Annotated in this window: 15 protein-coding genes and 1 tRNA gene; 9 read left to right on the plus strand and 7 right to left on the minus strand. The window is 68.8% G+C overall.

Annotated features, from left to right (window positions below; translation table 11 throughout):
- The first annotated feature begins 9 nt into the window (after positions 1 to 9).
- From RH90_RS08555 to RH90_RS08570, 4 genes are all read left to right on the plus strand, one after another.
- Positions 10 to 666 (plus strand): HAD hydrolase-like protein, encoded by a 657-nt coding sequence (locus RH90_RS08555; RefSeq protein WP_010185126.1) that lies wholly within the window; start codon positions 10 to 12, stop codon positions 664 to 666.
- Between the two features lie 5 nt (positions 667 to 671).
- Positions 672 to 1,775: an MBL fold metallo-hydrolase gene (locus RH90_RS08560; protein WP_010185128.1), complete on the plus strand. Its 1,104-nt coding sequence runs from the start codon at positions 672 to 674 to the stop codon at positions 1,773 to 1,775.
- Positions 1,776 to 1,993: 218 nt separating this feature from the next.
- On the plus strand, positions 1,994 to 2,866 hold the full coding sequence (locus tag RH90_RS08565) for a dienelactone hydrolase family protein (RefSeq protein ID WP_010185130.1): 873 nt from the start codon (positions 1,994 to 1,996) through the stop codon (positions 2,864 to 2,866).
- A 62-nt stretch (positions 2,867 to 2,928) separates the two neighbouring features.
- A complete protein-coding gene (locus RH90_RS08570) occupies positions 2,929 to 3,549 on the plus strand; it encodes a glutathione S-transferase N-terminal domain-containing protein (protein WP_010185131.1) in 621 nt (206 codons plus the stop codon).
- Between the two features lie 211 nt (positions 3,550 to 3,760).
- Here the strand turns inward: RH90_RS08570 and RH90_RS08575 are convergent, their stop codons facing one another.
- Positions 3,761 to 5,419, minus strand: coding sequence for a DEAD/DEAH box helicase (locus RH90_RS08575; protein ID WP_010185132.1), 1,659 nt, complete (start codon positions 5,417 to 5,419; stop codon positions 3,761 to 3,763).
- Positions 5,420 to 5,518: 99 nt separating this feature from the next.
- Complete coding sequence (locus tag RH90_RS08580) at positions 5,519 to 5,974, minus strand: hypothetical protein (protein ID WP_029625158.1); 456 nt, start codon at positions 5,972 to 5,974, stop codon at positions 5,519 to 5,521.
- Positions 5,975 to 6,054: 80 nt separating this feature from the next.
- On the opposite strand from RH90_RS08580, the gene RH90_RS08585 reads away from it, so the two are divergent.
- Genes RH90_RS08585 through RH90_RS08595 form a run of 3 tightly spaced genes read left to right on the plus strand, consistent with a single transcriptional unit; the run spans position 6,055 to position 8,923 of the window.
- Entirely contained in the window at positions 6,055 to 7,518 is a 1,464-nt protein-coding gene (locus RH90_RS08585; protein ID WP_037493254.1) for an FAD-binding oxidoreductase, read from the plus strand.
- Between the two features lie 59 nt (positions 7,519 to 7,577).
- A complete protein-coding gene (locus RH90_RS08590; RefSeq protein WP_010185135.1) occupies positions 7,578 to 8,348 on the plus strand; it encodes a SapC family protein in 771 nt (256 codons plus the stop codon).
- Positions 8,348 to 8,923, plus strand: a complete 576-nt coding sequence (locus RH90_RS08595) for a cytochrome b (RefSeq protein WP_010185136.1) — start codon at positions 8,348 to 8,350, stop codon at positions 8,921 to 8,923. The genes RH90_RS08590 and RH90_RS08595 overlap by 1 nt, the downstream gene beginning before the upstream one ends.
- Before the next feature lie 169 nt (positions 8,924 to 9,092).
- On the opposite strand, the gene RH90_RS08600 is transcribed toward RH90_RS08595, so the two are convergent.
- Entirely contained in the window at positions 9,093 to 9,941 is an 849-nt protein-coding gene (locus RH90_RS08600; protein ID WP_010185137.1) for an N-formylglutamate amidohydrolase, read from the minus strand.
- Between the two features lie 110 nt (positions 9,942 to 10,051).
- Here RH90_RS08600 and cpdR point away from each other — a divergent pair, with 110 nt between their 5' ends.
- Both cpdR and RH90_RS08610 read left to right on the plus strand, forming a co-directional pair.
- A complete protein-coding gene (gene cpdR, locus RH90_RS08605; protein ID WP_029625161.1) occupies positions 10,052 to 10,429 on the plus strand; it encodes a cell cycle two-component system response regulator CpdR in 378 nt (125 codons plus the stop codon).
- Positions 10,430 to 10,509: 80 nt separating this feature from the next.
- Positions 10,510 to 10,584, plus strand: a tRNA-Val gene (locus RH90_RS08610).
- A 16-nt stretch (positions 10,585 to 10,600) separates the two neighbouring features.
- Here the strand turns inward: RH90_RS08610 and RH90_RS08615 are convergent.
- Genes RH90_RS08615 through RH90_RS08630 form a run of 4 tightly spaced genes read right to left on the minus strand, consistent with a single transcriptional unit; the run spans position 10,601 to position 15,355 of the window.
- Complete coding sequence (locus RH90_RS08615) at positions 10,601 to 11,737, minus strand: ABC transporter permease (RefSeq protein WP_010185139.1); 1,137 nt, start codon at positions 11,735 to 11,737, stop codon at positions 10,601 to 10,603.
- Positions 11,734 to 12,867 (minus strand): ABC transporter permease, encoded by a 1,134-nt coding sequence (locus RH90_RS08620; protein ID WP_010185140.1) that lies wholly within the window; start codon positions 12,865 to 12,867, stop codon positions 11,734 to 11,736. Before RH90_RS08620 ends, RH90_RS08615 begins: the two co-directional genes overlap by 4 nt.
- Positions 12,864 to 13,868 carry an HlyD family secretion protein gene (locus RH90_RS08625; protein ID WP_010185141.1) on the minus strand — a complete coding sequence of 335 codons (1,005 nt, stop codon included), beginning with the start codon at positions 13,866 to 13,868 and terminating at the stop codon, positions 12,864 to 12,866. Before RH90_RS08625 ends, RH90_RS08620 begins: the two co-directional genes overlap by 4 nt.
- Positions 13,865 to 15,355, minus strand: a complete 1,491-nt coding sequence (locus RH90_RS08630) for a TolC family protein (protein ID WP_010185142.1) — start codon at positions 15,353 to 15,355, stop codon at positions 13,865 to 13,867. Before RH90_RS08630 ends, RH90_RS08625 begins: the two co-directional genes overlap by 4 nt.
- Positions 15,356 to 15,597: the final 242 nt, after the last annotated feature.

Genomic DNA, 15,597 nt, shown 5'->3' on the forward strand with positions numbered 1-15,597 from the left:
GAGCGCCCGATGTCGCCGCGCTATCGTCTCGTAATCTTCGATTTCGACGGGACGCTGGCCGATAGCGGCGACTGGTTCCTGTCGATCGCCGACCACCTCGCCGAGCGCTTCAAGTTCCGCAAAGTCCCCGCGGGCGAGGTCGAATCGCTGCGCGGCAAGACCTCGAGCGAAGTGATCCGCCATCTCGGCATCCCGCGCTGGAAGCTTCCCGCGATCGGGCGCTACACGCATGATCTGCTCGCGCAGCAGACCGATCGGATCGCCTTGTTCGACGGCGTCACCCGGCTGCTCGAGCAATTGGCGGCGAGCGGGGTGCGGATCGCGCTCGTCACCTCGAATGCCGAGGACAATGCGCGCGCGATCCTCGGGCCCGCCAACGCCGCGCTGATCGAGCGCTTCGAATGCGGCGCGTCGCTGTTCGGCAAGGCGCGGCGCTATCGCCGCGTGCTGCGCAAATGCGACATCGCGCAGCACGAAGCGATTTCGATCGGCGACGAGACGCGCGATGTGGTTGCTGCAAAGAAGGTCGGGATCTGTTCGGGCGCGGTGCTGTGGGGCTATGCCAATCGTGACGTGCTCGCGCGGCTCGAGCCCGATCTGCTGTTCGACACGCCCGATCAGGTGCGGCGGCATCTGCTCGGCGAGGATGCGGTGCCCGCCGAATAGCGGAAATGCGTGACTCGGGCGCCACCCACCCGCTACCCAACGGCATGTCCACCGCAATCGCCGCCGCTTTCGCCCCGACCAGCCACAAGGGCCTGACCTATCCCTTCGGCAGCGCCGAACCCCCGGCGCACGATGTGATGAGCGTCGCGCCCGGGGTGCGCTGGGTGCGGCTGCATGTTCCCGGGCCGTTGAAGCACGTCAATTGCTGGCTGCTCGACGACGACGGCGGCGTCGCGCTGGTCGATACCGGCATGAACACGACCGAGGCGCGCGACGCCTGGAAGGCGCTGTGGAAGGGGCCGCTCGCGGGCGTACGGGTGACGCGGATGATCGGCACGCATTTCCATCCCGATCATATCGGGCTCGCTGGCTGGATGTGCGCACACCATGAATGCCCGCTGGTGATGACGCGTGGCGAGTGGCTTACCGCGCGGATGCTGATCGCAGACGCGCGCGATGCGGTGCCCGACGAGATGCTCGCCTTCTGGCGCGGCGCGGGGTGGGATGAGATGCAGATCGGGCACGCCAGCGAGCGCGGTTGGGCGGGATTCCGCCGGATCGTCACGCCGCTGCCGCTTGGCTATACCCGGATCAAGCACGGCGACACGCTGCGCGTCGGCACGGTCGAGTGGCATGTCGTCGTCGGCTCGGGCCACAGCCCCGAACATGCTTGCCTCTATGATCCGATCGGCAAGGTGCTGATCGCGGGCGACCAGGTGCTGCCACGGATCAGCCCCAACATCTCGCTCGGCGTGACCGAGCCCGCTGCCGATCCACTCGGCGAATGGTTCGAGTCGATCGCGCGGCTCAAGCACTTGCCCGACGATCTGCTCGTGCTGCCGGGGCATGGCGACCCGTTTACCGGGCTCCACGCCCGGCTCGATGCGATGGACCGCGAACATCGCGAGCGGCTCGACGAACTCGAAGTGTTCCTCGCCGAGCCGAAGCGCGCGATCGACTGTTTCGGGCGGCTGTTCCGCCGCGCGATCGGGCCCGACATGCTCGGCATGGCGACGGGCGAGGCGCTCGCGCATGTGCGGCGGCTCGCGGTCGAGGGGCGGGCGGTGCGGACGGTCGAGGACGGCGTCTGGTGGTGGCGCGTCCCCTGATCCTCCCCGGCACGGGGAGGGGGACCGTGAGCATTCAGCGAACGGTGGAGGGGGCGCGCCGCGAGCGGGACATTCGTGGCGCGCCCCTCCACCCCTCGGCTGAAGAAGCCGAGCGGTCCCCCTCCCCGTGCCGGGGAGGATCGGCAGGATATCGGTTGCGAATTATATCCTTATGATGCGGCAAACGCCCAAACGGCGAATCGCAAGGAGAGAGACCGATGTGTGACGATTTCACCGCAGCCGAAAACGAAGCGCATCTCGCAGACCCCGCGCTCACGCGCCGCGGCTTTGCCACGATCGCCGGGGCCGCGGGGCTCGCGATGCTGCTCCCCGCGCCCGCCAATGCTGCAAGGATCGCCGGCCGCGACGTCGTGATCGACACGCCCGACGGCAAGGCCGACGCCTATTTCGTCGCGCCCGCCACCGGTAAGGCACCCGGCGTGCTCGTGTGGCCCGACATTATGGGGCTGCGCCCGGCGTTCCGGCAGATGGCCGACCGGCTCGCGCAGTCGGGCTATGCCGTGCTCGTCGTCAATCAATTCTACCGCTCGGTGAAGTCGCCGATCATCGCGCCGGGTGAGGATTTCGGGCAACCCGCGGTGCGCGCCAAGATCATGCCCTATGTTCAGGCGCTCAGCACTGACGGCACGACGCGCGATGCGCTCGCCTTCACCGCCTGGCTCGACACGCAAACGCAGGTCGACCGCGCCAAGGGGCTCGCCACCACCGGCTATTGCATGGGCGGCCCGATGGTGATGCGCACCGCCGCCGCCAACCCGGCGCGGGTCCGCGCCGGTGCGACCTTCCACGGCGGCGGGCTTGCCACCGACAAGCCCGACAGCCCGCATTTGCTAATCTCCAAGATGAAGGCGAGCTACCTCATCGCGATCGCCGCGAACGACGACGCGCGCGATCCCGCCGCGAAGGACACGCTGCGCACCGCCTTCGCCGCGGCAAAGCTCCCTGCCGAGATCGAGGTCTATGCCGGCACGATGCACGGTTGGACCCCGCCCGACAGCAAGGTCTACAATGCGATGCAGGCCGACAAGGCATGGGCGCGGATGCTCGCGCTGTTCGCCAAATCGCTTTGAAGATTGACGTTGCGCTTTCGTAATGTTCTTCTAACGTTCTGTCAAAGCGATTCGGGGGAACGATGATGACATTGACCTTCTACACCCATCCGATGTCCCGCGGGCGGATTGCCCGCTGGATGCTCGAGGAGGTCGGCGCGCCGTATGAGACGGTCGTGCTCGATTATGCGAGCACGATGAAGGCCGATTCGTATCTAGCGATCAACCCGATGGGGAAGGTGCCGGCGATCGTCCATGACGGGCATGTCGTGACCGAGGGCGCGGCGATCTGCGCCTATCTTGCCGATGCCTTTCCCGAGGCGGGGCTCGCCCCGCCGCTCGGCGAGCGCGCGGATTACTATCGCTGGTTGTTCTTCGCGGCGGGACCAGTCGAGCATGCCGTGACCAACCGATCGCTCGGCGTGACGCCGACCAGCGATCAGCAGCGGATGGCGGGCTATGGCCATCTTGATCTGGTCGTCGATGTGCTTGAGCAAGCGGTGTCGTCGCATCCCTATATCGCGGGTGCGGCGTTCAGCGCGGCGGATGTCTACGCGGGGTCGCAGGTCGCGTGGGGTTTGATGTTCGGCTCGCTGCCGAAGCGCCCGGCGTTCGAGGCCTATCTCGGCCGCATCCTCAGCCGTCCCGCGTACAAGCGCGCAGGCGAAATCGACGACGCGCTGGCCGCGCAGGCCGCGGCGTAACGCAAATCCTCCCTCGCGCAGCGGGGGAGGGGGACCCTGAGCATTCAGCGAAGGGTGGAGGGGGCCTCTCCGCGAGTGGTCCGCTTGCGGCCCCCTCCACCACCAGCCTGAAGAAGGCTGGCGGTCCCCCTCCCCCGGTTCCCGGGGGAGGATTTAAGAGGGACGCACTCGGCACGTTCCAAGCCAGTGGCTTATCGCGTGACCGGCAGGCTCATTCGGTCAGCGTCAGCTTCGCGAGCAGGAACGCCGGCATCGGGCCGTTCCAGCCGCCGTCGTCGACCGCATCGATCGGCTCGATCTGGTTGACCACCTCGGCGCGCGGTGCGTCGCTCTCGCGCCCGGTGCGCGTGTCCCGCGGCGAACGCGCGTCGCGGGCTGGGCGAGCCTCACGGGCGGGACGCTCCTCGCGAGGGGCGCGTTCTTCGCGGGCGGCGCGCTCTTCACGGGCGGGACGCTCCTCGCGAGGGGCGCGCTCTTCACGGCCGGGACGCTCGTCGCGAGCAGCCCGCTCTTCGCGAGCCGGAAGCTCTTCACGAGCCGGCCGCTCTTCACGAGCGGACCGCTCGGCGCGTGGCGCACGCTCTGCGCGGGGCGCGCGGGCCGGGCGTTCGGCTGCGACCGGTGCGGCGGTTTCGGCTTCTGCCTCGACCGGCGCGATGTCGGCCTTGCTAGCCGCCTTCGGCCGACGGCGCCCCTTCGGGGCCGCGGTGGCGGCGCGGGGTGCTTCGGCTTCGTCGGATGCGACGACCGGCGCCTCGCCCGCTTCATAGCGCTCGATCTTCAAACCGGTCAGCTTCTCGATATTCTGGATGTTCTCGACATCGTCGGGCGTCGCGAAGGTGAAGGCGATCCCCGTCGCCCCCGCGCGCCCGGTGCGGCCGATACGGTGGACATAATCGTCGGGGTGCCACGGCGCATCGAAGTTGAAGACATGGCTCACGCCCTTCACGTCGATCCCGCGCGCCGCCACGTCGGAGGCGACCAGGATGCTGGCCTCGCCCTTCTTGAAGCGGTCGAGCTCGGCGATGCGCTGCGATTGCTCCATGTCGCCATGGATCTCGCTCGATGCGAACCCCGCGCGCTGGAGCGCCTTGTTGAGCTCGCGCACCGTCGTCTTGCGGTTCGAGAAGATGATCCCGGTCTTGACGTCTTCCTGGCGCAGCAGCTCGATCAGCTTGTCGCGCTTCTTGGCGGCGGTCACATGCACCAGCCACTGCTTGATGTTGATGTTGGCGGTGGCGGGCCGCGCGACCTCGATCGTCTTGGGATTGGCGAGGAACTTGTCGGCGAGCTTCTTGATCGGCGGCGGCATCGTCGCCGAGAAGAGCAGCGTCTGCCGCGTCTTGGGCAGCTTGGTGCAGATTTCCTCGATGTCGGGGATGAACCCCATGTCGAGCATCCGGTCGGCCTCGTCGATCACCAGCATCGAACAGCCGGTCAGCAGGATCTTGCCGCGCCCGAACAGGTCCATCAGCCGGCCCGGCGTGGCGATCAGCACATCGACGCCCTTTTCCAAGGCCGCGGTCTGGTCGCCCATCGACACGCCGCCGATCAGCAGCGCCATCGAGAGCTTGTGATACTTGCCGTATTTCTCGAAATTCTCGGCGACCTGCGCGGCGAGTTCGCGCGTCGGCTCGAGGATCAGCGTGCGCGGCATCCGCGCGCGCGACCGGCCCTCGCCGAGGATGTCGATCATCGGCAGCACGAAGGCCGCGGTCTTGCCCGTGCCGGTCTGCGCGACGGCGACCAAGTCCTTGCCCATCAGGATCGAGGGGATCGCGCTCGCCTGGATCGGAGTCGGTTCGGTATAGCCCGACTCGTTGACGGCGCGCTGGAGTTCGTCGGAAAGGCCGAGATCGGCAAAAGTCATGCGGTGTCCGGAAAAAGCGCCGGGGCGAAAGCGCCCACGAACAGGGCAAAGCGCTTGCGGATTAGGGCGCGAATGTCAAGAAAAAGGGCGAAATAGCGGCTAGCGTTTGGCAACGAGCCGCCGAAACCGGTCGATTCGGCACGCACTGCCCGAGCGTGCGCGGATCGAATCGCGGTCGGCGCAGACCAGCCCGTCCGAGGTGCCCTTGACGTACAGACCCGAATAGAAATCGAGCGCCGGGCAGTCGTCGTCGAATTCGGCGCGCAGCCGCGTTCCGTCGACGACGAGCAGATCGACGCTATCGGCACCGGTGATCACCGCGCCTTCGAGCGCGGCCATCGGCACGCATTTCGGGCCCTTTTTGGTCGTCCAGCGCTGCTCTGCAAAGTCCGCGCGTTCTTCTGCGCGCCGCCCGAAGACGCGTGGGATCCGGATCACGATCCGCTGGTGGATCGAGAGTTGCGCCAGTTCGACACGATCGAACGGGCCCATCTCGGCAGAAGCGGCCGGGGCAAGCGCAAGCAGCAAGGCAGACGGTAGGACCAGATTCGGCATGGGATACGGACGGATTACCAAAGAGGCTTGAACAACGGATGAATTGGCGGCGGGCGAACGGCGATGATACAGGCGCGGATATGACCACAGTACAGCCGACTCCGCGCCAGACCAGCCTGATCGACGCGGTGCGCGCCGCGCTCGGCGCCGCGGCAGTGACGACCGACCCAGGCGACATCGCGCCGTGGCTCGACGATTGGCGCGGGCGCTATCACGGGCGCAGCCCGGCGATCCTCTCGCCCGACAGCACCGCAGCGGTCGCGACGGTGATGCGGCTCGCCGGCGAGCACGGCGTCCCGCTCGTCCCCCAAGGCGGCAATACCTCGATGGTCGGCGGTGCGACGCCGCCCGCCGACGGATCGGCGCTGATCGTCTCGTTGCGCCGGATGAACCGGATCCGCGCGATTGATCCCGCTGCCGGACTGGCGGTCGCTGAAGCCGGTGTGATCCTCGCCAATCTCCACGCCGTCGCAGAGGCACAGGGGATGCGCTTCCCGCTGACGCTCGGCGCGCGCGGCAGCGCGACGATCGGCGGGCTCGCCTCGACCAATGCCGGTGGCACGCAAGTGCTCCGTTTCGGGGCGATGCGCGGGCTGGTGGCAGGCGTCGAGGCGGTGCTGCCGAATGGCGAGATCCATGACGGGCTCGCCGCGCTGAAGAAGGACAATCGCGGCTATGATCTCGATCATCTGCTGATCGGCGCCGAGGGGACGCTCGGCATCCTCACCGCGGTGACGCTGCGGCTCTATCCGGCGATCGCACAGCGCGCGGTGGCGTGGGTCGGCCTGGCGGATCCCGAGACTGCGCTCGCGCTGCTGCGCCGACTCGAGCGGCAGACCGACACGATCGAGAGTTTCGAGATCGTCTCGGGCGATTCGCTCGCGCAGGTGCTCAAGCATATCCCCGGCACGCGCGCGCCGCTGACGAGCTCCCATCGCTGGCACGTGCTGATCGAGGCGGTGGCGACCGATCCCGCCGCCGAGCCACCCGGTGCCTTTCTCGAACGCCTGCTCGCTCCCGCGCTCGCCGAGGGTCAGGCGGCCGATGCGACGATCGCAGCGTCCGAGGCACAAGCCGAAGCCTTCTGGCGAATCCGCGATTCGCTCTCCGAGGCCGAGCGCGCGAGCGGCCCAGCGATGCAGCACGACATCTCGGTCCCGGTTGCGAGCATGCCGCGTTTCATGGTCGAGGCCGCCGCTGCCGCCGAGGCGCGCTTTCCCGGCAGCCACGCCACCGCGTTCGGCCATCTCGGCGACGGCAACGTCCATTTCCACGTCCGCGCGCCCGCCGGGGCCGACCCGGCGCGCTGGTATGCCGAGGAAGCGCCGGTCGTGACGCGCTTCGTCCATGATCTCGTCGTCGCGGCGGGCGGCTCGATCTCGGCCGAACACGGCATCGGCCAGATGAAGCGCGCGGAGCTCGCTCGCCTGTCGTCGCCCGCGCGGATGGCGGCGCTCCGCGCGATCAAAAACGGGCTCGATCCGCAGGGTTTGATGAACCCCGACAAATTGCTCGGCCTTGCGGAAAATCCTCCCGCACCATAGAGCCAGCGGCCATCCGGCGTAGCAAACCGCAGCGCTTTGACGTTCGATGGAGAATCCCGATGGCCAGCGCGCCGCAATCGCTTCCGCTCTTCTACAACGCGCTCGAGCCGCTTTCGAGCGAGACGCATGCCGCCTTCAAGATGCGCATGCTCGACCGCGCGACCTTCCTGGTCGGCCAGCACGCGATTCCCGTCACCGTCGACGAGTTCGTCATGGCGCAGCGCAGCCTGCCGATCGTCTTCACCAGCGGCGACGATGCGATCCCGATCGCGCTGATGGGGCTCAACGAGGGCGTCAACGTCTTCATCGGCGACGACGGCAAGCTGACCGAGGACACGGTCTATGTCCCGGCCTATGTCCGCCGCTATCCCTTCATGCTCGCGCGGCTCCGCCCCGACGCCGAGGAGCTGTCGCTCTGCTTCGACCCGACCGGCGAGGCGATCGGCGCGTTCGACGACGGCGAGGCGCTGTTCGCGGGCGGCCAGCCGACCGAGGTCGTGCAGAACATCCTGAGCTTCAACGAGCAGTTCGAACAGGCCGGAGCGCGCACCGCCAATTTCATGGCCGAGCTGCGCGAAATGGGCCTGCTGATGGAAGGCGAAGTCACGCTGCAGGTCGAGGGCAACGAGCAGCCGTTCATCTATCGCGGCTTCCAGATGGTCAACGAAGAGAAGCTCAACGATCTGCGCGGCGACCAGCTGCGCAAGATCCAGAAGTCGGGCCTGCTCCCGCTGATCTACGCGCATCTCTTCTCGCTCTCGACGCTGCCGCAGATCTTCGACCGCCAGGTCAAGCTCGGCAAGGCACCGGTGCCGCAGCTCATCAACTGATGGCCCGCAGCGCGATCGTCCGGATCGATCGCTATTCGCGCGGCGCGATCTGGTTTCACTGGGTCATCGCCGCGTTGGTAATGGTCAATCTGGCGATCGGGCTGCTGCACGACTCGCTGCTCGAGGGCGTGGCGGGGGCGATCCCGTTGCACAAGTCGATCGGGCTCAGCGTGCTGAGCCTGACGCTCGGGCGGATCGGCTGGCGGCTGACGCATCGCCCGCCGCGGCTCCCGGTCGATCTGGCGGCGTGGGAGCGCGCCGCCGCCCGCGCGAGCCATGTCGCTTTCTACGCGCTGTTGCTCGTGCTGCCGCTCTCGGGCTGGGCGATGGGCTCGGCCGGGCGCGAGGCGCGCTATCCGACGCGCTGGTTCGGCCTGTTCGACGTGCCGCATCTGCCGGTTTCGGCGCATACCGCCATGCTCGGCGATGGGGCGCATACGGTGCTGGGCTATGCGATGGCGGTGCTCGTCGCGCTGCACGTGGCCGCCGCGCTGCGGCATCATTTGGTGCTGCGCGATGCGGTGCTGGGGCGGATGCTGCCGGGCCTGCCACGACGGGACCGCGCAGAATTTTGACGAAGTGTTGCCGCCGCATTTTTTGCCCTTGAAGGCCGAAAAGCGCTCTCCTATATCCCTCGTACGCGGACCCGTGTTCCCCCCTTTCGCGGGACCGCGCGGCGCCCTTTCAGGGCGCCTCCTCCCTGAACCTTGGCCACCGCGTGCTGCATTGCACGCGGTGGTTTTTTTATTCGGCCGCAAGCGCGCGGCCCGCGGACGCCTCGTCGGCAAGCGTGTCGATGATCCGCCGCAACAGACGCGCGACCGCGGGCAGCCCATCGCCCGGCGCGTCGCCGGCAGGATCGAGATACAGCGTCCGGTCGAATTCGATCTGGATCGCATGGATTCCGGCGCCGGGGCGCGCTTGCGTGTCGAGGATATGCCCGCCGGCATAGGGCGCGTTGCGCGCGACCGTGACCCCCGCGGTCCGGATCACGGTTTCGACCGCCGCGACATAGCCCGCCCCGGCGCTGCGACCGAAGCGATCGCCCAGCACGATCGACGGCTGGCCCGCGCCGAGCGTCGGCATCGAATGCACATCGAGCAGCACAGCGCAGCCGAATCGCGCGCGCGCCGCGGCGAGCGTCATGTGCAGCGCGGCGTGATAGGGCCGATGATCGTCGCGGATTCGCGCGGCGACGTCATACGCGTCGAGCCGCCGTCGCCACAGCTCGCCGGCGCCCGCGACGCGGCGCGGGATCAGCCCGAGCCCGCCGCGCAGCTTGGCCGTGGCGAGCGGCTGCGCGGTCCACGACGCGCCTTCGTCGATCACCGGGTCGCGCTCCTGCTCGGAGCGGTTGAGATCGATCCACGCGCGCGCACGGCGTTGAACGAGCATCGTTTCGCTGCGGTGTGCAGCCAGGGCGACGGCATCGATATGGCGATCCTCGAGCACCGTCACCGCGCTCATCGGGACGCGCAGCGCGGCGTGCAGCGCGACCGGATAGTCGCGCCCGGCATGCGGGACCGAGAGGACGACCGGGCTCGCGGGCGGATCGTCGCCATAGCGCTCGAACGAGGGTGGGGGGGAAGCCATTGTGCCAAACTGTACCATGACGCGCGGCGATCCGGCTGGAAAATGTTAAGGGCTGTGCGCATAGGATGTCGCCGAACCAGAGCGGCGTGGCCGCGGGACGGGATTTGGACATGATACGCATTCTGCTCGCCGAGGACGATCGCGTGATGCGCGACTATCTGACGCGTGCGCTCGAACGCTCGGGCTATGCGGTTGCCGCGGTCGATCGCGGCACCGCGGCGATCCCCTTGCTCGAGAGCCAGCATTTCGACTTGCTGCTGACCGACATCGTCATGCCCGAGATGGACGGGATCGAGCTGGCGCAAAAGGCGGGCGAGCTCGTGCCCGATTTGCGCGTGATGTTCATCACGGGTTTTGCAGCGGTTACGCTCAAGGCGGGCAAGAGCGTGCCGCAGGCACGGGTGTTGTCCAAGCCGTTCCATCTGCGCGATCTGGTGATGGAGGTCGACCGGATGTTCGAACTCGAACGGATGAGCGACAATATCTGATTTTCCTTGAGAGGGGTGCTTGCGCAGCGGCAAAGGCTTCGCTACAGCCCGCCCCTCGCTAGGCACTGCCGCAGCGACGTGGGCGTGTAGCTCAGTGGTAGAGCACTGTGTTGACATCGCAGGGGTCGCAAGTTCAATCCTTGCCACGCCCACCATTCAAGCCCAGCCCGCTCACCGAGTTGGCTGGGCTTTTTGCTTCGTCCGTGCCTGTGCCGGGCCGAGCCCCGCGATCCGCCACCACGCGAGCCCGCCATAGCCCAGCGCCAGCGCGGCGAGGACGCCGAGCTCGCCGCGCACGTCGGACAGCGTCGCGCCCATCTGGTTGAGCGGCACGAAGGTGTGGACGCCGGCGGTCGACGGGATCAGCTGTGCGATCGCCTGGAGAAAGCGCGGCATCTGGTCGAGCGGCCATGCCGTGCCAGTCAGGAAAAAGAACGGCACCGAGGTCGGGCCGAGGATCACCATCGCGCGCTCGCCATGGTCGAAAAAGCTGCCGATCCACAGCCCCGCGCCCGCCACGGCGGCCGAGAACAGGGGGACCGCCGCCAGCATCCCCGCCATGTTCTGCTCGAGCGGCACGCCCTGTAGCCAGAACATCAGCCCGAACAGCAACAGGCAGCTGAGGATCCCCATCGACGTGAACGCCGCCCAGCTCCCCAGGAATTGGGCATGGCCCATCCGCCAGTTCCCCGCGCGTCGTCGCATGCCGATGAAGATCGCCACGCCGAACAGCAGCGTCTGCTGGACGATGATCACCGCGACCGCGGGGAAGACATAGCCTTTGTAGCCGCCGGTCGGATTGAACAGCGCAACGCGCACGATGGTGACCGGCGGACCGGCGCGCACGACCTGGCCACCGTGGACCAGCCGCTCGGTGGCCAGGTCGCGCAGCACGGCGGCAACGGCAGCGCCGATCGTGCTCGCGCGCAGCAGATAGGTCGCGTTCACCCATACCGCGACGCCCGCGCCCGGCGCGCCGGTGAGCGCCTGGCGTTCGAGCCCCGGCGTGAGGAGGATGACGCCGTCGGCCTCGCCGCGGCGCATCCGCGCGCGCGCCTGGGCGAGGTCGGTCACCACGCCCGCGACCGTCATCGCGCGCGTCGCCTCGAGGTCGCGCACCAGCGCGCGGCTGAAGACGCTGCCGGCCTGATCGACGACGATGACGGGCAGCCGCTGCGCGGTTTCGTGCGCGTAGGGCGCGGGATAGTAAAAGGCGTAGAGCACGACCGCGAGCAGCGTCGTGCTGAGCAGCGTGCGCGTGGTCAGCACGGCGTGCCACGTCGCCACGAAGGCGCGCCCGACGCTCATCGCGCGCGCGCCTGTCGCGCGGCAAGCGCGACCGCGCCGCCGCCGGCGATCGCGACATAAGCGAGCAGCGCGACCGCCGGCCGCACCGCCGCGACACCGTCCTGCCCGCTGATCTGCCCCATCTGCAGCGCGATGTAATGCGTGAGCGGCAGGGCGTTGCTCCAGATCCGCGCAAAGGCATTCCCGCCGTCGAGCGGCAGCGTCGCACCGCTATAGGCGAGCGCCGATCCGGCATAGACCGCGCTCGCCGACAAAGCCGTCGCGGCCTCGCGCGTGACCGCGACCAGCAGCGCGGAGATCGCGGCGGTCGCGGCATAGAACAGCGTCTGGCCCGCGACGATCACGGCGAGGCTGCCCTCGACCCGCCAGCCGCGTGCGAGCGTCAGATAGAGCAGCCAGGCCACGCCCCACAGGCTCATCACCGCGAAATAGGGCAGCATCTTGCCGGTCAGCGCGGCGGTGACCCCGCCGCTGTCGCGCGCCCAGCGCGCGAGCGAGCGATCCGCGAGTTCGCGGCCCAGCGCCATCGCGCACACGCCCGCGGTCACGAGGTGCAGCACGGCGGGGAAGATCAGCGCGCCCAGATACCATTCGAAGCTCGTCGCCGCATTGCCGAGCAGCGTCGCCTCGACGGCGAAGCGCCGCGTGCGGTCGGGCGGCAGCGCGTGGCTCGAAAGCTGGCTGGTCAGCAGCCCGCGCGATGCATCGGCGATCGCCTCGTCGACGCCGCGCGCGAGCAGCGATCCGGCCGACAGGAAGCTGCCATTGTAGAAGACGCGCACCATCGGCGTGCGATGCCGGGCGAGTCCCTCGCCGAGCTTGGCGGGCAGATGGACGAAGCCCATCGCCGCGCCGCGCCGCACGTCGATCACGGCCGCGCGTTCGGATTGCCGGAAGCCGACGATCTGTACGACCGGCGATGCGTCGAGCGAGCGGATCATCGCGCGGCTGGCGGCGCTCTGGTCGCTGTCGACGACCAGCACGGGCAGGTCGTGCATCGTCCCGCGCCACAGCATCGCCGCCATCAGGAACAGCAGCATGGCGGGAACGACGAACAGCCCGGCCTGATCCCAGCGGTCGCGCGCGAGATGCGCGAGCTCGGTGCGCAAAGCGCGCCCGAACGCGGTCATTGCGGCCAGTCGAACAGCACGCTCATGCCCGGCCGCAATCCGGCGATCGGCGCGGTCGGCCGCATCCGCAGCTCGAACGCGCGGACGTCGTAGCCCGAGGCTTCGCGCGTCGCCTGCCATGTCGCAAAATCGCCGCGCGGCGCGATCCGATAGACGCGGAAATCGCCATCGCGGCCGAGCGCGGGGATATGGCCGTGCAAGATCTTGCCGAGCGTGAGGCCGTGAAAGCGGTCCTCGCGCAGGTTGAGCGAGACCCAGGGATGGTCGACGTCGATCACCTGAAACGCGGGGACGACCGGGCTGACGATCTCGCCGGGCTCGACGAGCTTGCGCGAGACTTCGCCCGCGACGGGCGAGAGCAGCCGCGTCTCGCGGCCGAGCGCGGTCGCGGTGCGTAATGCGGCTTCGGCGATCCGCACCTGCGCGTCGGCGGCCTGTTTGTTCTGCGGGCGGGCGCCGGCGAGCGATTTGAGATATTGCTGGCGCGCGGCTTCGGCCTGTTTGGCGCTGCTGTCGCGCGCGGCGGCGGCTTCGTCGCGGCGCTGCGCCGCGACCACGCCCTGTGCGTAGAGATTGGCGGTGCGCCGGCTGGTCACCGCCGCCAGATTGGCCGCCGCCTGCGCCGCCTGCCAGGTCGAGCGCAGCGACGCGACGTCCTCGCTGCGCGCGCCTTCGTTGGTCTCGGAGGCGACCGCACGCGCGGCATCGAGCGCGCCCTGCGCCTGCGCCTGTCCGCCCGCAATCTCGGGGTTCGACAGCTCCGCGAGCACGGTGCCCGCCGCGACGCGCTGCCCCTCGTCGGCGAGCAGCCGCTCGACCCGCGACAGCGACTTGGTCGCGACGTTGACTTCGTCGGCATCGACCATGCCCTGCAGCTGCTCGGGCGCCGGTCGGCTGGCGAGCCACAGGCCGACCACCACCACCAGCACGATCAGCACCAGGACGACCGGCACCAGCCAGGATTTGCGCTTGGTGGCGGGCGCTACGATCTCATCGCTCATCGCTGGTCGCCCACATGCCGATCGGCACCTCGCATGAAGTTGGTGAAATCATCGGCGCGGTGGCTCGCCGCAAGCAGCGCCGCCAGTCCCAGATCATATTCATAGGCGGCGGCGATGCGCTGCGTCTGCGCGGTGGCCAATGCCGCCTCGGCGTCGATCAGCGCGGAGGAGGCGACTTCGCCTTCGGTGAACGACAGCTGCTGCACCCGCACATTCTCGCGCGCCGCCGCGAGGCTGCTGTCGAGCAACAGGAAGGATCGCCGCGCGGCCTCGGTGATGTTCCACGCGCGGACGATCTCGCCGGCAATGTCCTTGCGCGCCTGCGCCGCGGCGTCGGCGGCAGCGGCGGCGCGCTCGTGCGCTGCGTCGAGCGTCTTGCGACGGTCGAAGTTCGACAGCAGCGTATAGCGCAGCGTCGCCCCCGCGACCCAATCGGGGTCGGTCGGCACGGTATTGTCGCGATTGGCGTTGTAGCTGCCATAGGCAAAGGCCTGCGGCCGATAGCGCGACTTGGCGAGATCGACGCCCGCTTGCGCTGCGGCGCGCGCGGCGTCGGCGCCCTTCGCGCGCGGCGCCTGGTCGATGCCGTCGAGGAAGGTCTGCACCGGCGGGAGCGGCGCCGAATTGACGAACAGTGGCGTCGTCGCGGCGATGCGCGAGGGCTGATCGAGCATGCGCGACAGCGCGTCTGCCGCGGTCGCTTCCTCGCTCTGCGCGCGGTCGAAGGCACGCGCGGCCGTATCGCGCGCGACCTGGACCTGGAGCACGCGGCCATGTGCGAGCATTCCCTGCGCTTCCAGCTTCTGCGCGTCCGCCAGATGCCGCTCGAACCCGTCGAGCGTCTGCCGCGACGACAGCGCGAGTTGCGCGGCGACGCTCTGCCCGAAATAGGCGCGCACCAGCGCGACGCGCGACAGATCGTGGCCGCCGGCCTGCTGCGCCCGCGCGATCCCGACCGCGGCCTCGGCACCCGCCTGGACCGCGGAAATCGCCCCGCCGGTATAGAGCGGCAGCACCGCGCTGATCTCGGGGCGGAACACCGTGTCGCGCGTCTGGAATTGCAGCGTGTCGGGAATGGCCGAGAACAGGCCGGGCAACGCCGCGCCCACGCGCTGCGTGACCTGTGCGACGATCGCCTGATACTGGCTCGGAACTTCACCGCCGACCTGTTGCAGGAAATCGCTCGTCGCGCCGATCGCCTGATCCTTGGCATTCGCCAGATCGACCGACAGCGTCTTCTGATATTCGATCACGCTCGCCGAGGCGGTGACCACCGGGCGGCGCAGCGTGCGCGTCGCTGCGGCCAGCGCCTCGCTCGCGCGGACCGCATGATCCTCGCCGCTGAGACCGGGCGATGTCCGGTCGAGCCGCAGCAGCGCCGCTTCGAAGCTGAGCGACGGCGGAGAAGCGGCTTGCTGCGCCAGCGCGATCGTCGGCACGGCGAGCAACGCCGGCGCCATCCAGACGGAGATACGGAACGCGGCCAAGGAGCGATCCTAGCCGAACACCGGCCGCGCGACGTCGCAGCGGGGGCAGAGCGGCCGGGATTGCGCAACGACGTGCCTGTGACGACGCTCAACCCCGGACATGATCGATGCGGCTCCTCGTCTGTGGCACGACAGCAGTCGAGCGATACGCAATATTGGCACGAATGACAATAGTCCTGGGAACGCGCGTCCGGGGGCCGCGAGAAGCGGAGCTATGCCCCCACGGCCTGCCGACCGCGGCC

It is taken from the genome of Sphingomonas sp. PAMC 26605, from assembly GCF_000241485.1.
GTDB lineage: Bacteria > Pseudomonadota > Alphaproteobacteria > Sphingomonadales > Sphingomonadaceae > Sphingomonas.